We start from the raw sequence: 21788 nt of genomic DNA, 5'->3' as shown, positions 1-21788 counted from the left end.
TCAACCTGGATATCGCCCTCGCCCATGACACTCGACAATGGTTCCCTCTCCCTCGGTACCAAGCCTCTCGCAGGCCCTGCCCTTGCCGCCTTCTTCAGCCGGGACGCCGTTGCAGTTGCCTCGGAGCTGATCGGAGCGCGCTTGACTGTCGCGGGTATCGGAGGGCGTATTGTCGAAACGGAGGCCTATCGGCCGGATGATGCGGCATCCCACGCTTATCGCGGGCCTACGGCGCGCAATGCGGCCATGTTCGGACCGGCCGGGCATGCCTATGTTTACCGGTCCTATGGCATTCATTGGTGTTTGAATTTCGTCTGCGTCGGCGCAAGTGCCGTGCTCATCCGCGCGCTGGAGCCGGAAAGCGGTATTGAGCAGATGATTCGCCGGCGGGGTCTCGATGATATCGTTTCGCTTTGCAACGGGCCTGGCAAACTCTCCCAGGCATTGGCCGTCGACATAAGTCTCGACGGTCGCGCCCTCGACGCGATGCCGTTTGCCGTTTCGCTCGCCGAGCCCGTGGCAATCGTCGCGGGCAAGCGCATTGGCATCACCAAGAATGTGGACCCGCTCTGGCGTTTCGGTGCCGTCGGTTCGCGCTTCGTCAGCCGGCGTTTTCCGTGATCGACAAAAAAATAGGCCGCCGGGGTGGCGCCCGGCGGCCATGAGCCACACAGTGAAACTGGAAAGGCTGCGCGGCTATTCCATTGCGACGCTGTGATCGACTGCCGGCGGCGCCTTAGGCTTGCGCAAGAGCACCAGCAGCGGCATGGCGAAGATCGACATCAGCATCAGCAGTTTGAAGTCGTCCATATAAGCGATGATGGTCGCCTGCGTCGTGATCATGCCGTCGAGCGATGCCCTGCCGACTGCCGTAAACGGGCTCACGCCCTGTGCCGCGGTGACGTCGAAATAGCGATTGAACGGCGTCACATAGGCCGCGATGTTGGCATGGTTGACCTGCGTATTCTCGGTAATCAGCATCGAAACGACCGAGATGCCGACGCTGGAGCCGATGTTACGCGAGAGGTTGTAGAGACCGGTCCCCTCGCCGCGCATCTGAGCCGGCAGCGTCGCGAAGGCGATCGTCGTCAGCGGCACGAAGAGGAAGCCGAGGCCTGCACCCTGAACGAAGCCGACTGATATTAGCGTCCATTGCGAAACATCCGGTGTCCAGCCCGTCATGTCGTACATGGCCCAGGCCGTCAGCGCGAGACCGATGAACAGCAGCCAGCGCGTGTCCACCTTGCCGATCAGCCGCCCGACCAGGAACATGCAGAACATCGTGCCGAGGCCGCGCGGTCCCATGACGATGCCGGCCGTCACGACCGGATAGCCCATCAGCGTCTGCAGATAAGGCGTCATCAGCGCCAGCGAAGCCAGATAGGTCACGCCGACGATGAAGATGAACAGGATGCTGACGGCAAAGTTCTGGTCCATGAAGAGCCGCGGATTGACGAAACTTCGCTCGGCCGTGAACATATGCACGAGGAAGAGATAGAAGGCGCTGACGCAGACGAGTGCCTCGATGATGATCTCGCTCGAATAGAACCAGTCGAGCTGCTCGCCGCGGTCGAGGAATAGCTGCAGACCGGCGATCGCGATCGAAAGCATGCCGAAGCCGAACCAGTCGAGCTTGGCGAGCGCGTCGAGCTTTGTCTCGGTCACGTAGACGACGATGCCGAAGAAGGCGAGCGCGCCGATCGGCACGTTGATGTAGAACACCCAGCGCCAACTGATATTGTCGGTCAGCCAGCCGCCGATGACCGGCCCGAGCACTGGGCCGACCATGACCGAAACGCCGAACAGTGCCATGGCGCGACCGCGCTCCTCGACATTGTAGATATCGAGCAGAATGCCCTGCGACAGCGGCACGAGCGATGCGCCGAACAGGCCCTGCAGCAGGCGGAAGCCGACGATCTGTATCAGCGATTCCGACAGGCCGCATAGGACCGAGGCAACGACGAAGCCGGCAATTGCCACCAGCAGGACGCGCTTGCGGCCGAATTTCGCCGAGAGGAAGCCGGAGGGCGGAGTCATGATGGCAGCCGCGACGATGTAGGACGTCAGCACCCAGTTGATCTGGTCGGCGCTGGCCGAGACGTCGCCCTGTATGTGCGGCAGCGCCACATTGGCGATCGTCGTGTCCAGCGCCTGCATGATGACGGACAGGATGACGCAGGCGGTAATCGCGCCGCGATTGGCGACGACGGGTGCGGCGGGAGAAGCTGTGGCGTTATTACTCATGATCCTGACCGCGGGAATGGCCCAGCAGGTTGGTAATGAAATCAGGCAGGCCGCGGGCGTGGCCGGTGTCGACATCGGCGACGACACTCATCCCGACGCGTAGCGGAGGCTTGCCTGCCGTGTCGTCGATATTGATGATCATCGGTATGCGCTGTACGACCTTGACCCAGTTACCGGTCGTGTTCTGCGCTGGCAGAAGCGAGAAGCTCGAGCCGGATGCCGGCGAAATGCTGGCGACCGTGCCCTTCCAGGTGACGCCCGGATAGGCATCGACCGAGATGTCGACCTTCTGGCCGGGCCGAACGTAAGTGAGCTCGGTTTCTTTCGGGCTGGCATTGATCCATAGATGCGTGGTGGAAACCAGCGAGAAGCCCGGCTGGGAGGCCGTCAGATAGGCTCCGACCTGCAACGAGGGAACATTGGCGGTCACGCCGTCGAAGGGTGCCTTCACGACGGTATCGTCAAGCTCGCGCTGCGCATTGTCGACGGCAGCCTTGGCCTGCAGATAGAGCGGGTTCTGTTCGGCAGGCAGATCGGCGGTGCCTTCGCCGCCCAATTGAGCGAGAGTTGCGGCAGCCGTAGCCTGTGCGACCAATACCTTCTGTTGCGCGGCTTCGAGATTATGCCTGGCCTGGTCGAGAGCCGCCTTGGAAGCGACCGAGCTGTTGATCAGATTCTGCTGGCGGTCGAATTCCGTTTGATAGTACGGGATGTCGGCTTGCGCCTGGGCGATCTCGGCCAGGGCCTGCTTGTAGCTTGCCTGCAGGTTCAGGATCTGGTTCCTGGCATTGCCGAGCTGCGCTTTCGCGCCTTCGAGCGCGATCCGGAACGAATCGGGCTTCAGGCGGAAGAGCACCTGCCCTTTCTTCACGACCTCGTTCTCATGCACGTCGACCGAAATCACCGTGCCGGAGACGTCAGTGGAAACGCCGACCATGTCGGCCTGGATGTAGGCATTGTCCGTGGACATGATCTGTCCGCCGGTGACGTAGTAATAGCCGCCGATGACGAGCGCGACCGGAAGCAGCGCAAACATCACCGGTCGCGTCATGCTGCGGCGCTTGCGCGGCTTTTCGGGAGGTGCCGCAGGTGTAGCCGGGGCAGTCGTCGACGGCTGGGGCGCCGGGTTGGAGGATGGGGCCTCGGCGACTGGAGTTTGATTTTGTTCGGAGGAATTTGCGTTCGCGGGTACGCGAAGCGGGGAAGATGCTTCAGCCATGTTGTAACTCTTTGTCGACTGCCTTCGAGCGGCAGGCGCTGACCAGGTTCGATTTCATAAGGGTAAGCAATTCATAGAGGCGCTCTTGATCTTCCTGAGAGGCGCCCTCGAGCGCTTCCCGGCGCGACTGTTCACCTATGCTGCGCATGGTGTCCATCAGCGGACGAGCCTCTTCGCGCATGTAGAGGAGCCAGCTGCGGCGATCGTTCGGATGTTGCCGGCGCTCCACCAGCCCCCGTTCGCTGAGTTTGTCGAGGATACGCACCAGGGTGATCGGCTCGATTTCCAGAATCTCGGCCAATCCAGCCTGATGGATGCCCTCATTGTTCGCGAGGTAGGCAAGGGTCTGCCATTGCGAGCGTGTCAGGCCCAAATCCTTTGCACGCTGCTCGAATCTCTTTCGAAGCAGTCGGGCAACGTCATGGAGGAGAAAACCAACGGTGGGGGTCGAAATCATGGTATGAGGAGCCTGCTATTCATAAGCAACCTTATAATTGTCATTACCTATAGTAAGCGCCCATGTGATACAAGAGGGTGAGCGTTCAACAAGTGGCGATGGTCAAGATGTCGCAGCGAGTGTCGCAAAGATGCCGCACCAAGCGGTGGTTGTGGCGTATTCGGCAGGAACTGCAGCTTTCAGGTGCGGGCGATTCCACTTGCGATCAATTGAAAAGGCGCGGAAGTTGTCCGCGCCTTTTCGGCAGTTTCGCAGCTGTGGTGGCTCGCAGGGCTCGTCCACCGAGCGAAAGCTCGTCCTGAAGCTAGCGTCTGCTCAGGAGACCGATCAGATAGCCGATGCCGGCTGCGGCCGCGACCATGAAAATCGGCTCTTCACGAACTCTCTCGCGCAACTGCTCGGTGATCTCTTGGGCTTCTTCGGCGACGACAGATTTCGCTCCCTGCCCGACGGCTGCCACGCTTTGCGACAGTTTTGCCAGATCTTCGCGCAACGCTGCCACCTGGGCGGCAAGATCTTCCATCGCCGTTTCCGTCTGGGCTCGTGCCGAAGAAGACTGAGCGGAAGCTGATTTCGTCTCTGCCATCGTATGCTCCTTGAGTTTCCGTGTTGTTAGAACGCTGTCACCTATCAAAGGTTCCGGCACCTTTGTGCCTCCCTCGGTGATTTCCCTGCTGGCTCTTCAATTCCGGTTCGGATTGTTCTAAGGAACTCCGATTGTTTCGCCTGCGGGCGAAGGCTTGATGATGACGAGGTTTGCTTTCCGATGTTCGACGTGCTGAGAAAAATTGCCCAGACCTGGGTTGCCAAGGGTTTGTTGCTTCTTCTTGCGGCAGCCTTCGGCGTGTGGGGCGTCGAGCGATCCCTCATCACCGGCGGCAGCAGCAATACCGTTGTCACGGTTGGCGATCAGCACATCGATACCAACGAGTTCCGTCTTGCCTATCGCCGGCAGATCCAGGCGATCAGCCAGCAGTTGCGCATGCAGATCACGCCGGAGCAGGCTCGCGCCTTTGGCATCGGGCAGCAGACGGTGGCGCAGCTCGTTGCTGGTGCCTCGCTCGATCAGCTTGCCGCTGACATGAACCTCGGCCTTTCGCAGGACCGGCTTGCCAAGCTCATCGGCGACGATCCGGCCTTCAAGGCTGCGAATGGCGCCTTTGACCGTCAAAAGTTCGATATGCTCCTGCGCAACAGCAGCATATCGCCTGATGACTACATCAAGGAGCGCAGCAAGGTCGCGATCCGCAGCCAGATTGTCGAGGCTGTTTCGAACGGCTTTACAGCGCCGGCGGTTCTTGCCGATGCGGTCAAGCAGTATCACGACGAGACCCGCAGCGTCGATTATCTGCTGCTGACCAACGCCAATATCGATCCCGTCAAGGCGCCGGCCGACGACGTGCTGCAAAAGTGGTTCGACGGCGTGAAGTCGAAATATCGTGCGCCCGAATATCGCAAGTTCGCCTATGTGAAGCTGCAGGCCGAAGATATTGCCGATCTGGCAAGTGTTACGGATGACGAAGTGCGCGCGCAGTTCGACAAGCGCAAGGACAGCTTCACCACGCCGGCAACCCGCACCATCGAGCAGCTGACCTTCGCCAATAAGGATCTCGCCAACGCCGCCGCCGATGCGCTGAAGACCGGCACGACCTTCGATCAGCTCGTCACCGACCAGGGCAAGAAGCCTTCCGACGTTCTGCTTGGCACCTTCACCAAGGATCAGGTTCCTGACAAGACCGTTGCCGAGGCCGCCTTTGCCGTAACCAAGGAAGGCGGCACCAGCTCCGTCGTTGATGGTTCGTTCGGCCCGGTTATCTTGCGCGTAACCAACGTAAAGGCCGAAACGGCGAAGAATTTCGACGAGGTCAAGGAAGATATCCGCAAGCAGATTGCGCTCGGCAACGCCGCCAACGAAATCACCAGCTTCCACGACAAGTTCGAGGATCTGCGGGGTTCCGGCGTTTCGCTGCAGGAGGCGGCAACACAGCTGAAGCTGAAGCTTGTTACCGTCGATGCCATCGATGCGACCGGCCTCGATCAGAGTGGCAACGAGGTCAAGGATCTGCCAGCCCGCCAGCAGCTGATTTCGGAAGTCTTCAAGGCCGATCAGGGCGGCAACCCTGCACCGCTGACGGTCGGTAACGATGGCTATATCTGGTACGAAGTGACGAATGTCACGCCCGATCACGATCGCACTCTTGCCGATGTGCGTGAAAAGGCCGTTGCCGATTGGACTGCCGAACAGCAGAAGGTGGCGCTTGCCGCCAAGGCGACCGAGCTGAAGCAGGAAGCGCAGAAGGGCAAGTCGCTTGCCGATATCGCCGCCCCACTCGGCATTGCGGTTGAAAGCAAGACTGGCATTACACGCTCGACCGACGATCCGGTTCTCGGCCGTGGCGGTATCGCTGCTGCCTTCTCCGGCCCGGTCGATACGGCTGCGAATGCGGTCGGCGCCGATGACACGACGCAGATCCTGCTCAAGGTCACCGATGTCAACGATAATCCAACAACCGACGCGCTGAGCAACGACGATCAGCAGGTCGCCCAGATCGCCAACGCCGCCGGCGACGATATCTTAGACCAGATTGTCGGCCAGCTGCAGTCCAAATACGCCGTCACGGTCAACCAGAACCTCGCCGAACAAGCGATGTCCCGCTAGGCCCGTTTGGGAGGATGGATAGTCAATGACCGAATTGAAGCCTTTCCTCGCCAAGGTCGCCAATCGCGAGGCACTGACGCGGGACGAAGCCCGGCAGGCGTTCGAGATACTGATGTCGGGCGAAGCCACGCCGTCGCAGATCGGCGCGTTCCTCATGGCGCTGCGCGTGCGCGGCGAAACGGTTGACGAAATCGTCGGTGCCGTCACGACAATGCGCGCCAAAATGCTGCCGGTGAAGGCGCCGGCGGATGCCATTGATATCGTCGGCACTGGCGGCGATGGGTTTGGCACATATAACATCTCGACGCTGGCGGCCTTCATCGTCGCCGGCGCCGGCGTGCCTGTCGCAAAGCATGGCAATCGTGCTCAAAGCTCCAAGGCCGGCACCGCCGACACGCAGTCCGTATTGGGCATCAAGCTTGATATCGGACCGGAAACGATCGCCCGCTGCATTCGTGAAGCCGGTATCGGCTTCATGTTCGCGCAGCTGCATCACTCCTCTATGCGCCATGTCGGTCCCTCGCGCGTCGAGCTCGGCACGCGGACGATCTTCAACCTTCTTGGCCCTCTTTCGAATCCGGCTGGCGCGCGACGTCAGCTGTTGGGTGTCTTCGCGCCGCAATGGGTATTGCCGCTGGCCGAAGTTCTGAAGGATCTGAAGGCCGAAAGCGTCTGGGTCGTACATGGCGACGGCCTGGACGAAATCACGACGACCGGCAAGACCTCCGTCGCAGCTCTGGAAAACGGCAAGATCCGCACCTTCGAGCTGACACCATCAGATTTCGGCCTGAAGCATGCCGACCTTGCCGATCTCAAGGGCGGCGATGGTATTGCCAATGCAGCGGCCCTTCGTGCTGTGCTTGGCGGCGAAAAGAACGCCTATCGCGACATCGCACTTGCCAATGCGGCGGCCTCGCTGGTCATTGCTGGCAAGGCGGAAACGCTCCATGATGGGATGAAGCTCGCGGCCCATTCGCTCGATAGTGGCGCTACCGCCGTTGCGTTGGAAAAGCTCATTGCCGTTTCCAACGAGGAAGAACAGGACTAGGACGTCATGACCGATATCCTTAGAAAGATCGAAGCCTACAAGCGCGAGGAAATCGCTGCCTCCAAGGCAAAGCTGTCGCTTGCCGATCTCAAGGCGATGCAGGCCGGACAGTCCGCGCCGCGCGGCTTTCATAAGGCGCTGCTCGCTAAGCAAGAAGCCGGCGCTTTCGGCCTGATTGCCGAAATCAAGAAGGCAAGCCCGTCCAAGGGTCTGATCCGCCCCGATTTCGACCCGCCGGCGCTTGCCAAGGCCTATGAGGCCGGTGGTGCGGCCTGTCTTTCGGTGTTGACGGATACACCGAGTTTCCAGGGTGCTCCGGAATTCCTGACGGCTGCCCGCGCGGCCTGTGCGCTGCCGGCGCTGCGCAAGGACTTCATGTTCGACACCTATCAGGTGCAGGAAGCCCGCGCATGGGGTGCGGATTGCATCCTGCTCATCATGGCATCGCTTTCGGACGATGATGCCGAGCGTCTCCAGGACGAAGCCTTCGGCCTCGGCATGGATGTGTTGGTCGAGGTACATGACGCCGAAGAGATGGATCGTGCGCTAAAACTGTCCTCGCCGTTGATCGGCATCAACAACCGCAATCTGCGCACCTTCGAAGTCAGTTTGACGGTCAGCGAGAACCTAGCACCCATGGTGCAGAAGGATCGGCTGCTGGTCGGCGAAAGCGGCGTCTTCACCCACGCCGATTGCAAGCGTCTTGAAGCCGCAGGCATCACCACATTCCTCGTCGGCGAAAGCCTGATGCGGAAGGATGACGTCACGGCCGCGACCCGATTGCTGCTGAACGGCGAAGCCGGCATTCTGGCGGCTGAGTGAAATGAGCACGCCGAAGGCCGGTCTCACGCATATCGATGCTTCGGGCGAAGCGCATATGGTCGATGTCGGCGGCAAGGCCGAAACGGCGCGTAGCGCCATGGCCACCGGCTACGTCAAAATGAAGCCGGAGACCCTGGCGCTGATTCGCGAAGGCAATGCCAAGAAGGGCGACGTCATCGGTACGGCGCGGCTTGCCGGCATCATGGCGGCGAAACAGACGAGCAATCTCATTCCGCTTTGCCATCCGCTGATGCTGACGAAAGTTGCCGTCGATATCGAAGAGGATGCCGCCCTGCCCGGCCTGCGCGTCACAGCGACGGCCAAGCTGACCGGCCGCACCGGCGTCGAGATGGAAGCGCTGACGGCGGTTTCCGTCGCTTGCCTGACGATCTACGATATGGCCAAGGCTGCGGATCGTGGCATGGAAATCGGCGGCATCACGCTATTGGAGAAATCCGGCGGCGAATCTGGAGATTTCCGCCATTCGGGGGCCTGATTTATGAGCCTGTTACCCGTTGCCGAAGCACAAGCGCGTCTGCTGAACAGTGCCACGCCGATCCATCGTTTCGAGAGCGTTCCGCTTGATATGGCCGAGGGCCGAGTTCTGGCGAGGGATCTGACCGCTCGTCTGACACAACCACCTTTCGACGCCTCGGCCATGGACGGCTACGCGTTGCGCTTCGAGGATGCTGCGGCGCCGGGCGCAGAATTGGAGGTCGTAGGTGCTTCCGCTGCCGGCCATGCCTTCGATGGCAGCGTCGGCAAGGGCGAAGCAGTCCGCATCTTCACGGGTGCTCCCGTCCCGTCAGGTGCCGATTCGGTTCTCCTGCAGGAAGACGCGCAGCGCCTGGAAGGCGATCGTATCCGCACCGCCTATCCTTTGCGCAAAGGGCAGCACATACGCCCCCGTGGACAGGATTTCCTAGAGGACGAAGCTGTGCTTCCCGCAGGCATAGTCATGGATTTTTCGCGGCTCACTGTCGCTGCGGCCATGAACCATCCGGCATTGGATGTTTATCGGCGGCCATTGGTGGCGATTCTAGCGACCGGTGACGAGCTTGTCGCACCGGGTAATGAACCGGGGCCATCGCAAATCATCGCCTCGAACACCTTCGGCATTGCCGCACTTGCGCGCAATGCGGGCGCCCATGTGCTTGATCTCGGCATCGTTTCCGACGACAGCGACGAGATTACCGCTGCCATCGGCCGTGCGCAGGTAGCAAAGGCCGATATCATCGTCACGCTCGGTGGCGCCTCCGTTGGCGATCACGATCTGGTGCAGGCGACGATGATTGCCGCAGGCATGAAGCTGGATTTCTGGCGCATCGCCATGCGTCCGGGCAAGCCGCTGATGGTCGGCAGCCTCGGCGACATGCATGTTCTCGGCCTTCCCGGCAATCCCGTTTCCAGCCTCGTCTGCGGGCTGCTCTTTCTCGAGCCGCTGATAAGAAAGCTTGCATCCCTGCCGCCGGTAAAGCGCGAAGGCATTGCGCGCGCTGCGGTGCCCTTTGCGGCTAACGATCAGCGCCAGGATTATGTGCGTGCGACGCTGACGAGGGCCGATAACGACGGCTGGCTCGCCGAGCCCTTCTCGAAGCAGGATTCATCGATGATGAAGGTGTTTTCGCATGCCGACTGTCTGGTCGTCCGCCCGCCGCATGCATCGCAGCTTGAAGTCGGCTCGCCAACTCCAGTCATATTCCTGCGGCCCGATCTGCTGGGCTGAAGCTGCCCAGGGAAATCGCATGGCGGTTCTCCGTCCGGAAGTAGCGAGGCAATAAGAGCGGACAAGCAAAAGCCGGGAGGTTCGACCCACCCGGCTCGCAATCGTCAGATCGATAGGCCAACTAATTACTTCGCCGGCTTCTCGTGGTGGCCACCGAAGCCGGCGCGCATGGCGGAGAGAACCTTGTTGGCGTAATCGTCATTGCCGCGCGAGGCGAAGCGGCCATAAAGCGCTGCGCTGAGAACCGGTGTCGGAACGCCTTCGTCGATGGCAGCCGAAATCGTCCAGCGGCCTTCGCCGGAGTCGGAAACACGACCGGCATACTGCGAAAGCGCTGCGTCGCCATGCAGGGCGTCGGCCGTGAGGTCGAGCAGCCAGGAGGTGATCACGCTGCCGCGGCGCCAGACTTCGCTGATTTCGGCAATGTCGAGATCATACTGATAGTACTGCGGATGAGAAAGCGGAGCGGTTTCAGCATCCTTCTCGGCAGTCTGCTTGCCGATATTGGCATGATGCAACACGTTCAGGCCTTCGGCGTAAGCTGCCATCAGGCCATATTCGATGCCGTTGTGGACCATCTTGACGAAGTGGCCGGCGCCGGATGGGCCGCAATGCAGATAGCCCTGCTCCGCCGTGCTGTTCTTGGCGGCCTCTTCGGAGCGCATCTTCGACGGAGCTACATCGCCGACACCAGGAGCAAGCGTTGCGAAGATCGGCGAGAGATGCTCGACGGTTTCCTTCTCGCCGCCGATCATCAGGCAATAGCCGCGCTCCAGGCCGAAAACACCGCCACTGGTGCCGACGTCAACATAATGGATACCCTTCGGCTTCAACTCCTCAGCGCGGCGGATATCGTCGTGATAATAGGAGTTGCCGCCGTCGATGACGATGTCGCCCTCTTCCAGCAAAGGCACGATCGCAGCCAACTCCTGATCAACGATTGCAGCCGGCAACATCATCCAGACGACGCGCGGCTTGGCGAGTTTCGATACGAAATCCGCAAGAGACTTGCTGCCGGTGGCGCCGAGCTGCTCCAGCCCCGCGATGCTTTCCGGACGCGCATCGAAAACAACCGCACTGTGACCGCCCCTCATCAGGCGCTGCACCATGTTGTTGCCCATACGGCCAAGGCCAATCATTCCGATTTGCATATGTCAGTCTCCTAGGACGGTTTTAATCGTTTGAATGTTCAATAGAGACATTTCGCAGCATTTTCCAATGAACAAATGACGGGCGAGCTATGCACAAGCCAGACAGCGAAGAAAAATTCGCCCGTTCACGCATCTGTGATATCGCCTGGTCAAACCTCCCGCTTTTCCCCATGATCGCGCTTTGCCGGCATCGAGGAAAGCTGTATTTTGCTCTTCCATTCGAGTGGATGGATTTAGCATCGATCTCCGGTTCTTTGCATAATTCTCTTTAGGGCGGCGCTCACATTGTGCGTCAAAGGGGGCATATGGCTGCGTCTTTGAAACTGCCGCTGGTTCCAGCTTCATTTTTCGGCATGGTTCTGGGGCTTTCCGGCCTGGCCAATGCCTGGCGTGTCGGTGCGCGTATCTGGCACCTGCCGGGACTTGTCGGTGAAGTGCTGACCTTCCTGGCACTAGCCGTCTGGCTGCTGCTGATCGTGCTTTACGCTTTGAAGTGGATGGTGGCGCGCGAGGAGGCATTCAAGGAAGTGGCGCACCCAGTCCAGTGCTGTTTCATCGGCCTTGTCGGTGTCGCGACCATGTTGGTAGCCGGCGGCCTTCTGCCCTATTCGCGCATCGGTGCCGAAACCATATTCCTGATCGGCGCCGTCTACACCCTGGTATTTTCTGTCTGGCGCACAGGAGGGCTCTGGCAGGGTGAACGCGATATCGCGACGACGACAGCCGTACTCTATCTGCCCAGTGTCGCCGGCAGCTTCGTCACCGCCATCGTCGGCGCGGCGCTTGGTTTTCCACAATGGGCGCAGCTTTTCTTTGGCGCAGGCTTCTTCGCCTGGCTTGCCATCGAATCCGCCCTGCTGCATCGCCTGCTGACGGGACCGGCGCTGGCACCGCCACTAAGGCCGACGCTTGGAATTCAATTGGCTCCACCAACCGTTGGTGCGCTTGCCTATATCAGCGTTACGCAAGGCGCTCCCGACATGCTCGTCCATGCAATGGTCGGCTACGGCGTGCTGCAGGCTCTGATCATGTTGCGCCTCCTGCCCTGGATCATGAAGGAAGGATTCAGCCCGGCTTACTGGGCTTTCACCTTCGGCGCGACTGCCTTGGCGGCCGCTCCCATGCGGCTGGTCGAGCGCGGCGATGTCGGTCCGGTCACGCAATTGGCTCCGATTCTCTTTGTTGCCGCCAATATCGTCGTCGGTCTGGTCGCTCTCGCAACGATATGGCTGATTGCCAATCGCAAACTCGTCATCGGCTGGGTCGAGCTTGCCGATCGTGGTGCCGGCGCGGTTGGTCGGGGTTGAGGAAGCCCAAGGGGCACGATTTGGAGGACGGCATGCTTGACCATGTGACGATCGGCGTTCGCGACCTTGAACGTTCGAAGATATTCTACGATAAGGTATTGCGCCCTCTCGGCATCGAACGCCTGTACGCGGAAGGCGAAACTTTTGCAGGTTATGGCGCCAGACCGAAGGCATTCTTCTGGATCGGCCAGCGTGATGCGCCGCAGACAAGTGCGCATATAGCCTTTACTGCCGGTAGCCGGAAAATCGTCGACGAATTTCACCAGGCGGCACTTGCGGCCGGTGGCATCGACAATGGCGCTCCCGGGCTTCGCCCTCACTATCACCAGAACTATTATGGCGCCTTCATTCTCGATCCGGATGGCCATAATATCGAAGCGGTTTGTCACTTGCAGGCGAGTTGAGTGGCGGGTACTGCATTTTCGGTAAAATCGCTGTACCGGTGGCCGACATAGCGCGCGCGGCCAAATTGGCGCGAAGTCAATTCGGCTATCGAAACGATGAAAATTGGTCTGACTATGTGCCGTTCAAGAACGCAACGCTTGTTAGTCGTTAGCGACATCCATGGCTTTCCCGGAACTTTTGCTGAATTGTTTGATGTTGGGTGCCTTGAGCACCGCGGTTTACAGCTTGCCGGCCTCAGCGGCCGTCCCGACCTGAGTGGAGACAGCCTTCACGACCACCTTTTCAGCAAAGATGGCGTGCAGCAAGCAGTTCGGGAACTTCTTGAAATTGATGGACGTACATGTGTGGGCATCGGCTTCAGCGCCGGTGGAACTGCTCTGTGGACAGCTGTCAAGCAGGGTTTGGAGCTCGAGGCGTTGATCTGCGTTTCATCAACCAGACTGCGCTTCGAAACGTCTCCCTTGAATATACCCACCATGGTATTCTGGGGAGAGGCCGATCCATATCGGCCAAGCGAAAGCTGGAACGACACTCTTCCGGTTTATTGGAAAACCTATCCAGGAAAGCCGCACGATTTTTATCGGATTGACGCTGCCACGCCTAACTCTCCCTTGCGCACAGATATTGCCGCCTTCATCCAAAGCCTCTCTGTATAGGGGCTATCTGCACCTCTCTGGAGCTCTCTAGCCTTCACCGCGGGCAGCGGTGAAATCACTCACGGGCGGGCCGACATAGCGCGCACGCGGCCGGATGAGCCTGCCACTGGTCGCCTGCTCCATGGCATGCGCGAGCCACCCCACGGTACGAGCCAGCGCGAAAATGATTAGCGGCGCATCCTCCGGGAGATGATAGGCATGGGTCATCGCCGTCAAGGCAAAGTCGACATTGACGCTCTCTCCGACCAGTTGCTCGCCGACATCGCGGACTTGGGCAAATAGCGGCGGCAACGTGAAACAGCCAAGCAAAGCCTCACCACGGATATCGACATCGGGATAAAGCTGATGGCCGAAGGCGGGCAATGGCCGCCCTTCCGCCAGATAGCTGCGCACCGCCTCATCCACCCCGATCGTCGCCGCCCGCATGATCAGCGAGCGCACGCTCTGCCATGCGCCACCATGCAGCGGCCCCGTCAAGGTGGAGAGGCCGGACAGAGTGGCGGCAGAGAGCGTCGCGCCGGCGGATGCAGTGATCCGCGCAGTGAAGGTCGAGGCATTCAGCTCGTGGTCGGCAAGCAGGACCAAACTGCGGCGGATCAGATCGGCGGCATCGGGGCGGTTCCAGGCAGTGGCAAGGCGCCGATGCAGCGGCTGATCCCACGCGCCCGGGGCCAAGGCTTCAGCCACCGTACCGAACACGCTTTCGGCTTCATGCTGCAGCGCCGGAAGCGAACGTCCGAGGGATGGTAGGTCGCTTGTTATGCGCTCGGCAAGTACGGAGAAGGCGCTATCCAAGGAAGGAGGCATCTGCCGCGTCTCGCTTTGCTCGAAGCGCAATGGCCGCTTCATATCCCAAAGCAGCAGCGCGACCTCTTCAAGGCTTGCGCTCTCGGCAAGCACCGCCGCATCCTTGCCACGATAGAAAAGCCTGCCGTTCGAAACCGTCGACAGCGCCGACGGCAATACGGGATCGCCCCATTGAATGGCCTCGGCTGCCACGGCCTCGGTCTTGCGCCGGCCGGCATGGCGGGTGGCCAATCGTTTGACGTCGTCGGCAAAATAGAGGCTGCGCCGCGTATCTGAAGGATCGGCTTTCGCGCGAATGCGACCGCGGCTGACATTGGCGTAGAGCGTCTGTGATTTCGTTCCCAGCAGGTTCAACGCCTGCTCCGTGGTCAGCCAGCTCATCGGTCCTCATATTGATCAATTGCATCAAGATTGACGTCAATAGGAATAGGCCCGATCTAATCGGATAGTCAAAGGAGAACCGTAATGAAAAGTGGTCTTGAAGATGTCATTGCCGCAGAAACCAAGCTATCCGACGTCGATGGCGCTGCCGGTCGTCTGATCATCCGTGGCGTATCGCTGGACGATCTGGTCGCAACCAGCCGCTTCGAGGATGTTGCTGCATTGTTGCTTGATGGCCTGTTTGACGAACATATTGATGCAGCTTCCATCCGAACAAAGCTTGGCGTGGCCCGTGTTGCCCTCTTCGCGCACGTGGAGGCCGCTGACGCCGCTATCCTAGCGCTGCCGCCGGTGGATGCCGTGCGTGCCCTGCTGGCTCGTGTCCCGGACGGCGAAGACTTCGCCACGGCAATCCGCCTGATGGCGGCGCCCGCCGTTTTCCTGCCGGCCGTATTGCGATTGCAGAAGGGCGACGGGCCGGTCGCGCCGGATGCCTCGCTCTCGCAATCGGCCGACATTCTGCGCATGTTGACGGGCCGGGTGCCGACGGCCGAGCAGACGGCAGGCCTTGATGCCTACCTGGTGACGATTTCCGATCACGGCTTGAACGCGTCGACATTCGCCTCGCGCGTCATCGCCTCGACCCATGCCGGCCTCACCTCCTCCGTTCTCGCCGCAATCAGCGCCCTTAAAGGCCCGCTGCATGGCGGCGCCCCCGGCCCGGTCCTCGATATGCTCGACGGGGTCGGCAAGCCTGAAAATGCGCGTGCCTGGCTGTCGCAGGCTCTCGATCATGGCGAGCGGCTGATGGGCTTCGGTCATCGCATCTATCGCGTCCGCGATCCACGCGCCGATGCCCTGAAGACGGCATTGAAGCCGATCTTTACGAGCGGACAGGCGGATGCCGGGCGCATCGCACTGGCGGAAGCGATCGAGGCAGCAGCCCTCGCGCTGCTCAAGGAGCGCAAGCCGGATCGTCCCCTCGACGTCAATGTCGAATATTACACCGCCCTGCTGCTCGACGCACTCGGGTTCCCGCGCAATTCATTTACCGGCGTCTTCACGATCGGTCGCACGGTCGGCTGGATCGCCCACGCCCGCGAGCAGACGCTCGACGGACGCCTGATCCGTCCGCAGTCGCGTTATGTCGGCCCGCTGCCGAAGGCCGCGTAGACAGGTCTTTCAACGGATGAAACTCAGGCGGCCGCGGATTGGCGCGGCCGCATCATGCCCTCGCGGATATGGCGGGCAAGCTCCAGCGCCTGTGGCGTCGGATTGCCCTTCGGCAAATGCAGATTGATCGCAAAGACCGGAAGCTCGGGCAAGCCCTGCTCGACGGTGAGGATATCGAGATCGGCAGGAACGGTCGAAGCAAGCCAGGCGGTGACAGCCAGATCCGTACGCACCGTTGCCGTGGTCGCCTCGATATTACCGTTCTCAAAGACTGTCCGCCAGCGCAGACCATCCTTGCCGAGCGCTGCAAAGACCGATGTGCGGAAGGCACAGGTATCGGCAACCATCGAGATCGGCAGCGGCACCTTGCGATGGGCATTGCCTGCCTTTGCGCCGACCCAGACAAGCCGCTCGACACCAAGGCACTCGCCCTGTGATGTGCCGTATGGCTCCTCCACCACGCATAGGTCGACAGTTCCCTTCCCCAATTCTTCGAGCAGTTCCGGCGACGATGCGCAGACCAGCGAAATCTCCACCTGCGGATGGCGCTCGGCATAGGATTTGAGTACAGGCGCCAGCGTTGCTCCGACAAGATCATAGGGAACGCCGAGCCGGACGCTGCCGCGAACCGTGCTTTCCGTCATGTCGTCCCAGATCTCGTCATTCAATGCCAGCAGGCGGCGGGCATTACCGCGCAACCGTTCACCGGCTTCGGTCAGCCGCAATCCACGTCTGTCACGCTCGAACAAGGCGCAGCCGAGCATGTCCTCCAGTCGCTTGATCTGCTGGCTGACGGCACCTTGGGTCATGTGCAGCATATTGGCTGATATCGTCATGCTGCCCTGGTCGGCAACGGTGGCGAAGGTTCTGATGAGAGCGATGTCGAAGTTTCGGATCATGCCGGCATTATAATTGCTAATACATCAATCCTTCAATATTCGATTTCATGATGAAAAAGTGCCGTCTATGCCTTTTCTCGATATGGAGAAAAGCTGGACATGACGATCGAACCCCTGCTGCCGCTGATCCTCTTCGCACTGGTTTCCACCATAACGCCGGGCGGTGCGACGACGCTTGCGACTGCGTCCGGCGCGCATTTCGGCTTCCGCCGGTCGATACCCGTCATGGGCGGTATCGCCTTCGGCCTGGGTTCCATGGCCTGTGCCGCCGCCGCAGGACTTGGCGGCATCTTGATGGCCTTGCCGATCCTGCAGGTCGCCATGAAGACGCTTGGTTCGCTCTACCTGATCTGGCTTGCCGTTCGGATCGGTGGAAGCGGCCAGCCGCGCGAGGCCGGACAGAGAGCAAAGCCGACCGGCTTTATCGCCGGTGTGTGGATGCTTTGGCACAATCCCAAGGCCTGGGCGATGACACTAAGTGCGGCCGCGTCCTTCGCTGCATTGGCAAATAATCCCGCCGGCCTCGCGATGCTGCTTGGGCCGATCTTCTGCCTTCTCGCCGCATTCTCTCTGACGATCTGGTGCATTCTCGGACAAATGCTCGGGCGCGTGCTGAAAACCGCGTGGCAGTGGCGTCTGGTCAATATCGCCCTCGCCTGCCTCCTGGTCCTCTCGATCGTTCCGATGTGGCTCGATTGAAACCGGATATGCCGACAGCGTTCCGGCTTGGCACTAGCTGCGCCACAGCCATACGGTCGACGAGCCGGTACGCCCGCGCAAGCTCGTTTCGATCGGCCCCTCAAGGCGACCTTGCTTGAACGGCATGCTATCGGTCCCGGCCGCAAGCAGGAGGTCGTCGCTGAGGGCGATCTCCACGTGATTGCTGGCGGCCACTTCCATCAGGCGGCTGGCAACATTGACAGTATCACCGGTCGCCGTGATCTGCTGGCGATCGCCTCCACCGAGCCTCGAAGCGACGATGGTGCCGAAATGGGCACCTATCTTGAAGCCGATGCGAGAGGCAACGTCGTCCGGAAGCGTTCCGAGCCAGCCCCTCATCCGCGCTGCCAGGCGAACGCAACAATCCGCCGCCTTGGCGGGGTCGTCCGGTTTCGGCTGCGGCAGGCCGAAAAGGATCATCGCGCCGTCACCCATGAAACTGTTGATGGCGCCGCCACAGGCCGTGACTTCCTCGTCGACCAGATTGAAGAAGCCGTTCAGCAACTCCCGCACTGCGGCCGGGCCGATTGCCTCACTGAGGCTGGTGAAGCCGTTGATGTCGATGAAAACAATCGCGGCTTCCTGATGCACCGGCGTCGCAAGAAGACCGGGATCGCGGGCGAGATGTTCCGCAAGGCCGGGAGCCTGGATGTGCTGCAGGCGTTCGCTCTGCTCGGCGAAGCGTTTTGCCTGTCTGCGGCCGAGCCAAAGTTGGGTCGCACCGGAGATCAGTGCCGGCGGTGCGGTTGCCGCGATCGGCAGTGCTGCGCTTAGCCAGATCCCGTGTTTGAAGGCGGCGACATTGATCGCCGCCCAGACGAGGATGACGCCGAGCACCATGGCGAGCCCGATCGTATTGCGCCGCCAGGAGAGAAGACCGACGACGAGTAACGGCAGGCCGACCGCAAAATAGAGATCGATGAACCGAACTCCCTGATCGCGCACGAGACTGTCGCCGGCAAGCAGATGCGTGATCGAGGTCGAGATGACTTCGACACCGGGCAGAACGGGATCGAAGGGAGTCGGGAAGACATCGCCACCGCCGGTAACGGTCGCACCGACGACGACAATGTGGTCCCGGATCGCCTCCTCGGGCAGCCGGCCATTCAGCGCCGCACTGGCACTGACGGTGCGGATCGTGCCGCGGGGGCCATAGAAGGAAAGCGGCACGAGATAGCCGTTATCCGTCAGTATGGAACGGCTGCCGACTTTGACGTGATCCGAGATGACGGTCGTCTGTTCGCCGCTCGCCAGCGAGAAGACGCGGAGCGAAAGCGACGGAACGATGCGCTCGCCGTTGCGAAACAGCATGGGGACGAAACGCGGCGTTCCCGTCTTGTCGGTCTGGACGTTGACGATGCCGTAACTTGCCACAGCGGCAAAGCGCGATTGCGGCTCGAGGAACTGGAGAGCGCTGGGCACGCGCGCGAGCGGCTCCTTGCTGTCGATGACGACCTGCTGATGGCTCTCCGGAAAGATGCCGGCTGCGGCAAGCACGACATTGGTTCGTTTGAGGGATTGTTCCAGAGCCGCATCACCGGCCTCATCGGCTGCGTCGACGAGGAGCACGTCAAGCGCGATGGCCTTGGGCTGCAGTGCACCGATCGCGTCGATGATCTTCGCGAGCATCACGCGCGGCAAAGGATAGTGGCCGGCAACGCGCGACGTCTCGTCATCGATGGCGACAATGGTGACGAGATCGGGCGGCTTGCGGCTGCCACCGAGCGTATTGCGGAGGTTCGTCAGCGTCGCTTCCGCGCCGTCAATGAACGGAATGTCGCCACGCAAATGCACGATTCCGAGCCCCAGTCCCCAGATGGCAGTCAAGAGAAGCGCAATCAGTGTCTGCGGCGGTGGTCTGCGCATGATCGTCAGGATCTCACTGACCGAGGCGAGCCAACAATGCGTTGATGCGCGACTGTTTCCATTTGGTGACATGCAGGGGCGCCCGGCCTCGATCGGCATCGACGCCCTGCCACTGGCCGAGCGTCACGCCCTGTCCGGTAGACACCTTGTTGACCGCAACGCGGCCGCGCAAGACCAGCACGGAGGTCCTGCCGCCCCTCACGTCGACAGCCCATCGCGTGCCGCGCACCGCGGCGATTGCCTGCGGCGTCACCACTTCGAACCCGCCCTGCAGGCGGCTGCTATCGACATCGATCAGCGTTGCCTTGCCATCGAGCTTGATCGCATCCACATGGCCGTCGCCATTCCTGTCTTCAAGCTGATAATGCGCGCCGCGCTCGACGGTGATGCTGAGCCCCGCCTCGCAGTTCAAGGTCTGCCGCTCCGCGGCGACGGTCGGCTGCGATGGGCAGGTGGCTGCCGTCTGAGCCGAAGCCGTACCGGCTCCACCGCCGCACAAGATTATGGCCGTCAGCGCCAGGCTGAGAATATTGTCGTTATGATTCATGACTATGACCCCTCACTGCAGATAACTGGAATCGTAAATAACGATGTCCGGTCACGGCATGCCTGATCTATGGGCCGATGATGCGTCAGGAGCGATTGATCTGCAAGTTGTCGTAGCCCCCGGTTTTGTAGAGGACGGTAGAAACCAGCCAGCTCAAGAGGAAGATGCCGACGACGGCGAAACCGAAATTGGCAAGATTGTCGTTGAGTTCACCGACAAAGCTCCAGAAGCTCCCTTCGAGACCAAGCTTGTCGGCGATCAGACCCAGGGCTTCAATGCCGCCGATGAAGACGGCAACGACGACGGAAGCCGCGGTGATCGTCAGATTGTACCAGAGCTTGCGCACCGGCTTGACGAAGGCCCAGCCATAGGCCCCGGTCATCAGCGTGCTATCGAGCGTATCCATCAACGACATGCCAGCGGTGAATAGCGCCGGAAAGACAAGGATGGTCCAGAAGGACATGCCCTGCGCAGCCTGAGCGGCGGAAATGCCGAGAACACCTATCTCCGTTGCGGTATCGAAGCCGAGACCGAACAGGAAGCCGATCGGATACATGTGCCAGGAGCGAGTGACGACCTTGAACATCGGGCGGAAGATCCGCGCCAGAAAGCCGCCGCCGGCAAGCAACGTATCAATATCCTCATCCGCGATCCTCTCGCCCCTCTGCGCCCGCCGGAAGGCAGACCATACACCTTTGAGGACGAAGAGATTGGCAATGCCGATCAGCAGCAGGAATACCGCCGAAACCGTCGTGCCAATGACACCGCCGACATCATGGAAGGAATCGAGCTGGCTCTGCATGGCCGCCGCCGTCGCCGCAATCAGGATGGAGGCGATGACGACGATCGAGGAATGGCCGAGCGAGAAGAAGAAGCCGACGGCATAGGGCTGTTTCTTTTCCTGAATGAGCTTGCGCACGACATTGTCGATGGCGGCGATATGATCGGCATCGAAGGCATGGCGAAGACCGAACATATAGGCGAGTAGCGCAATGCCGAGCAGCGACGGCCTGTCGGCGAAGGCGATCCAGGCCCAGATCCAGGCAGCAATATTGAAAACAATCAAAAGCATGAATGTGATGGCGATCTTGGCTTTCGGCCGCTCGGCGCCATCGTCAAATGGATTGAGGATCATACTTTTGTTCCCGTTATGCTTACTGGCACAGTGGCACGGAAACCGAAGTGGCGCGATAGTCAAATGACGTAGATGCCGAAGTTTTTCGCAGTGTCACAAAAATGGGCAGACCCGGCGAACACTGGGCCTGCCCTGTCGATCTTTCATCCCACCTCGAACGGATAGCCCTCATCCGCCCAACCGGTGATGCCGCCGATCATCACCTTGACGCGCTTGCCGAGCGTGCCCAGACGCAAGGCCGCTTTGTCGGTGCCGTTGCAATGTGGACCGGCGCAATAGACGACGAACAACGTATCGTCCGGCCACTCCGCCATCTTGCGCGCGGTCATCTTGCCATGCGGCAGGTTGAGCGCGCCGGGAATATGCTGCTCCTGGAACATGGCCGGCCCGCGAACATCGAGCAGAACGAAATCGACATTGCCCGATGTCATTGACTGATGGACGTCGGAGCAATCGGTCTCGAAGGAAAGCTTCTGGGCATAGTGCTCCGCGACGAGGCTCGGCGCTGCGGCAGGGATATCACTGACTAGGGACATGGAACGCTCCTTCTTTGGTTCGGGACATTC

The 21788-nt window shown here is 60.6% G+C and carries 22 protein-coding genes; 11 read left to right on the top strand and 11 right to left on the bottom strand.

Annotation, left to right across the window (positions count from 1 at the left end):
• Window positions 1-24 precede the first annotated feature (24 nt).
• Window positions 25-621 carry a DNA-3-methyladenine glycosylase gene (locus tag AC13Q5_RS00360; protein ID WP_075856967.1) on the top strand — a complete coding sequence of 199 codons (597 nt, stop codon included), beginning with the start codon at window positions 25-27 and terminating at the stop codon, window positions 619-621.
• Between the two features lie 75 nt (window positions 622-696).
• Here the strand turns inward: AC13Q5_RS00360 and AC13Q5_RS00355 are convergent, their stop codons facing one another.
• The 4 genes from AC13Q5_RS00355 to AC13Q5_RS00340 form a co-directional block, all read right to left on the bottom strand.
• Window positions 697-2244, bottom strand: a complete 1548-nt coding sequence (locus AC13Q5_RS00355; protein ID WP_488500556.1) for a DHA2 family efflux MFS transporter permease subunit — start codon at window positions 2242-2244, stop codon at window positions 697-699.
• Window positions 2237-3463, bottom strand: coding sequence for an HlyD family secretion protein (locus tag AC13Q5_RS00350; RefSeq protein WP_488500555.1), 1227 nt, complete (start codon window positions 3461-3463; stop codon window positions 2237-2239). Before AC13Q5_RS00350 ends, AC13Q5_RS00355 begins: the two co-directional genes overlap by 8 nt.
• A complete protein-coding gene (locus AC13Q5_RS00345) occupies window positions 3456-3920 on the bottom strand; it encodes a MarR family winged helix-turn-helix transcriptional regulator (protein ID WP_075856964.1) in 465 nt (154 codons plus the stop codon). The genes AC13Q5_RS00350 and AC13Q5_RS00345 overlap by 8 nt, the downstream gene beginning before the upstream one ends.
• Before the next feature lie 304 nt (window positions 3921-4224).
• Entirely contained in the window at window positions 4225-4506 is a 282-nt protein-coding gene (locus tag AC13Q5_RS00340) for a hypothetical protein (protein ID WP_075856963.1), read from the bottom strand.
• 180 nt (window positions 4507-4686) lie between these two features.
• Here AC13Q5_RS00340 and AC13Q5_RS00335 point away from each other — a divergent pair, with 180 nt between their 5' ends.
• From AC13Q5_RS00335 to AC13Q5_RS00315, 5 genes are read left to right on the top strand one after another with little or no spacing between them, the layout of a single operon-like run.
• Window positions 4687-6579 carry a peptidylprolyl isomerase gene (locus tag AC13Q5_RS00335; RefSeq protein ID WP_457879945.1) on the top strand — a complete coding sequence of 631 codons (1893 nt, stop codon included), beginning with the start codon at window positions 4687-4689 and terminating at the stop codon, window positions 6577-6579.
• A gap of 25 nt (window positions 6580-6604) precedes the next feature.
• Window positions 6605-7627: an anthranilate phosphoribosyltransferase gene (gene trpD / locus AC13Q5_RS00330; protein ID WP_457879946.1), complete on the top strand. Its 1023-nt coding sequence runs from the start codon at window positions 6605-6607 to the stop codon at window positions 7625-7627.
• A 6-nt stretch (window positions 7628-7633) separates the two neighbouring features.
• Window positions 7634-8449, top strand: a complete 816-nt coding sequence (gene trpC, locus AC13Q5_RS00325) for an indole-3-glycerol phosphate synthase TrpC (protein WP_488500554.1) — start codon at window positions 7634-7636, stop codon at window positions 8447-8449.
• 1 nt (window position 8450) lies between these two features.
• Window positions 8451-8945, top strand: coding sequence for a cyclic pyranopterin monophosphate synthase MoaC (gene moaC / locus AC13Q5_RS00320; protein ID WP_488500553.1), 495 nt, complete (start codon window positions 8451-8453; stop codon window positions 8943-8945).
• A 3-nt stretch (window positions 8946-8948) separates the two neighbouring features.
• Entirely contained in the window at window positions 8949-10175 is a 1227-nt protein-coding gene (locus AC13Q5_RS00315) for a molybdopterin molybdotransferase MoeA (RefSeq protein ID WP_488500552.1), read from the top strand.
• Window positions 10176-10300: 125 nt separating this feature from the next.
• On the opposite strand, the gene gnd is transcribed toward AC13Q5_RS00315, so the two are convergent.
• Window positions 10301-11326, bottom strand: a complete 1026-nt coding sequence (gnd, locus tag AC13Q5_RS00310; protein ID WP_075856957.1) for a phosphogluconate dehydrogenase (NAD(+)-dependent, decarboxylating) — start codon at window positions 11324-11326, stop codon at window positions 10301-10303.
• A 305-nt stretch (window positions 11327-11631) separates the two neighbouring features.
• Between gnd and tehA the strand changes: the two genes are divergently transcribed.
• From tehA to AC13Q5_RS00295, 3 genes are all read left to right on the top strand, one after another.
• The gene (gene tehA / locus AC13Q5_RS00305; RefSeq protein WP_488500551.1) at window positions 11632-12633 is read left to right on the top strand and encodes a dicarboxylate transporter/tellurite-resistance protein TehA; all 1002 of its coding nucleotides are present in this window, start codon (window positions 11632-11634) and stop codon (window positions 12631-12633) included.
• A gap of 32 nt (window positions 12634-12665) precedes the next feature.
• Window positions 12666-13037, top strand: a complete 372-nt coding sequence (locus tag AC13Q5_RS00300; RefSeq protein WP_075856955.1) for a VOC family protein — start codon at window positions 12666-12668, stop codon at window positions 13035-13037.
• 96 nt (window positions 13038-13133) lie between these two features.
• Window positions 13134-13694 carry an alpha/beta hydrolase gene (locus tag AC13Q5_RS00295; protein ID WP_244558013.1) on the top strand — a complete coding sequence of 187 codons (561 nt, stop codon included), beginning with the start codon at window positions 13134-13136 and terminating at the stop codon, window positions 13692-13694.
• 27 nt (window positions 13695-13721) lie between these two features.
• On the opposite strand, the gene AC13Q5_RS00290 is transcribed toward AC13Q5_RS00295, so the two are convergent.
• Window positions 13722-14882, bottom strand: a complete 1161-nt coding sequence (locus tag AC13Q5_RS00290; RefSeq protein ID WP_488500550.1) for a citrate synthase — start codon at window positions 14880-14882, stop codon at window positions 13722-13724.
• Between the two features lie 84 nt (window positions 14883-14966).
• Between AC13Q5_RS00290 and AC13Q5_RS00285 the strand changes: the two genes are divergently transcribed.
• Window positions 14967-16055 (top strand): citrate synthase/methylcitrate synthase, encoded by a 1089-nt coding sequence (locus AC13Q5_RS00285; protein ID WP_488500549.1) that lies wholly within the window; start codon window positions 14967-14969, stop codon window positions 16053-16055.
• 23 nt (window positions 16056-16078) lie between these two features.
• On the opposite strand, the gene AC13Q5_RS00280 is transcribed toward AC13Q5_RS00285, so the two are convergent.
• The gene (locus AC13Q5_RS00280; protein ID WP_488500548.1) at window positions 16079-16954 is read right to left on the bottom strand and encodes a LysR family transcriptional regulator; all 876 of its coding nucleotides are present in this window, start codon (window positions 16952-16954) and stop codon (window positions 16079-16081) included.
• Between the two features lie 99 nt (window positions 16955-17053).
• Between AC13Q5_RS00280 and AC13Q5_RS00275 the strand changes: the two genes are divergently transcribed.
• The gene (locus tag AC13Q5_RS00275; protein ID WP_488500547.1) at window positions 17054-17653 is read left to right on the top strand and encodes a LysE family translocator; all 600 of its coding nucleotides are present in this window, start codon (window positions 17054-17056) and stop codon (window positions 17651-17653) included.
• 33 nt (window positions 17654-17686) lie between these two features.
• On the opposite strand, the gene AC13Q5_RS00270 is transcribed toward AC13Q5_RS00275, so the two are convergent.
• The 4 genes from AC13Q5_RS00270 to AC13Q5_RS00255 all read right to left on the bottom strand — a co-directional run bounded on the left by AC13Q5_RS00270 (window position 17687) and on the right by AC13Q5_RS00255 (window position 21758).
• On the bottom strand, window positions 17687-19540 hold the full coding sequence (locus AC13Q5_RS00270) for a CHASE2 domain-containing protein (RefSeq protein ID WP_488500546.1): 1854 nt from the start codon (window positions 19538-19540) through the stop codon (window positions 17687-17689).
• A 13-nt stretch (window positions 19541-19553) separates the two neighbouring features.
• A complete protein-coding gene (locus AC13Q5_RS00265) occupies window positions 19554-20087 on the bottom strand; it encodes a FecR domain-containing protein (protein WP_488500545.1) in 534 nt (177 codons plus the stop codon).
• An 85-nt stretch (window positions 20088-20172) separates the two neighbouring features.
• Window positions 20173-21222: a HoxN/HupN/NixA family nickel/cobalt transporter gene (locus AC13Q5_RS00260; protein ID WP_488500544.1), complete on the bottom strand. Its 1050-nt coding sequence runs from the start codon at window positions 21220-21222 to the stop codon at window positions 20173-20175.
• Window positions 21223-21365: 143 nt separating this feature from the next.
• On the bottom strand, window positions 21366-21758 hold the full coding sequence (locus AC13Q5_RS00255; protein ID WP_488500543.1) for a rhodanese-like domain-containing protein: 393 nt from the start codon (window positions 21756-21758) through the stop codon (window positions 21366-21368).
• Window positions 21759-21788 lie beyond the last annotated feature (30 nt).

The organism is Martinezella sp. CNPSo 3964, from assembly GCF_057784375.1.
Note: the sequence above shows the minus strand (reverse complement) of the source record. Positions and strands in the feature narration are given on the sequence as shown.

Excerpts from the sequence above, each read along its gene's own strand:
- AC13Q5_RS00360 (WP_075856967.1), top strand. The coding sequence starts at position 25 with ATGACACTCGACAATGGTTCCCTCTCCCTCGGTACCAAGCCTCTCGCA.
- AC13Q5_RS00355 (WP_488500556.1), bottom strand. The coding sequence starts at position 2,244 with ATGAGTAATAACGCCACAGCTTCTCCCGCCGCACCCGTCGTCGCCAAT.
- AC13Q5_RS00350 (WP_488500555.1), bottom strand. The coding sequence starts at position 3,463 with ATGGCTGAAGCATCTTCCCCGCTTCGCGTACCCGCGAACGCAAATTCC.
- AC13Q5_RS00345 (WP_075856964.1), bottom strand. The coding sequence starts at position 3,920 with ATGATTTCGACCCCCACCGTTGGTTTTCTCCTCCATGACGTTGCCCGA.
- AC13Q5_RS00340 (WP_075856963.1), bottom strand. The coding sequence starts at position 4,506 with ATGGCAGAGACGAAATCAGCTTCCGCTCAGTCTTCTTCGGCACGAGCC.
- AC13Q5_RS00335 (WP_457879945.1), top strand. The coding sequence starts at position 4,687 with ATGTTCGACGTGCTGAGAAAAATTGCCCAGACCTGGGTTGCCAAGGGT.
- trpD (WP_457879946.1), top strand. The coding sequence starts at position 6,605 with ATGACCGAATTGAAGCCTTTCCTCGCCAAGGTCGCCAATCGCGAGGCA.
- trpC (WP_488500554.1), top strand. The coding sequence starts at position 7,634 with ATGACCGATATCCTTAGAAAGATCGAAGCCTACAAGCGCGAGGAAATC.
- moaC (WP_488500553.1), top strand. The coding sequence starts at position 8,451 with ATGAGCACGCCGAAGGCCGGTCTCACGCATATCGATGCTTCGGGCGAA.
- AC13Q5_RS00315 (WP_488500552.1), top strand. The coding sequence starts at position 8,949 with ATGAGCCTGTTACCCGTTGCCGAAGCACAAGCGCGTCTGCTGAACAGT.
- gnd (WP_075856957.1), bottom strand. The coding sequence starts at position 11,326 with ATGCAAATCGGAATGATTGGCCTTGGCCGTATGGGCAACAACATGGTG.
- tehA (WP_488500551.1), top strand. The coding sequence starts at position 11,632 with ATGGCTGCGTCTTTGAAACTGCCGCTGGTTCCAGCTTCATTTTTCGGC.
- AC13Q5_RS00300 (WP_075856955.1), top strand. The coding sequence starts at position 12,666 with ATGCTTGACCATGTGACGATCGGCGTTCGCGACCTTGAACGTTCGAAG.
- AC13Q5_RS00295 (WP_244558013.1), top strand. The coding sequence starts at position 13,134 with ATGAAAATTGGTCTGACTATGTGCCGTTCAAGAACGCAACGCTTGTTA.
- AC13Q5_RS00290 (WP_488500550.1), bottom strand. The coding sequence starts at position 14,882 with ATGAGCTGGCTGACCACGGAGCAGGCGTTGAACCTGCTGGGAACGAAA.
- AC13Q5_RS00285 (WP_488500549.1), top strand. The coding sequence starts at position 14,967 with ATGAAAAGTGGTCTTGAAGATGTCATTGCCGCAGAAACCAAGCTATCC.
- AC13Q5_RS00280 (WP_488500548.1), bottom strand. The coding sequence starts at position 16,954 with ATGATCCGAAACTTCGACATCGCTCTCATCAGAACCTTCGCCACCGTT.
- AC13Q5_RS00275 (WP_488500547.1), top strand. The coding sequence starts at position 17,054 with ATGACGATCGAACCCCTGCTGCCGCTGATCCTCTTCGCACTGGTTTCC.
- AC13Q5_RS00270 (WP_488500546.1), bottom strand. The coding sequence starts at position 19,540 with ATGCGCAGACCACCGCCGCAGACACTGATTGCGCTTCTCTTGACTGCC.
- AC13Q5_RS00265 (WP_488500545.1), bottom strand. The coding sequence starts at position 20,087 with ATGAATCATAACGACAATATTCTCAGCCTGGCGCTGACGGCCATAATC.
- AC13Q5_RS00260 (WP_488500544.1), bottom strand. The coding sequence starts at position 21,222 with ATGATCCTCAATCCATTTGACGATGGCGCCGAGCGGCCGAAAGCCAAG.
- AC13Q5_RS00255 (WP_488500543.1), bottom strand. The coding sequence starts at position 21,758 with ATGTCCCTAGTCAGTGATATCCCTGCCGCAGCGCCGAGCCTCGTCGCG.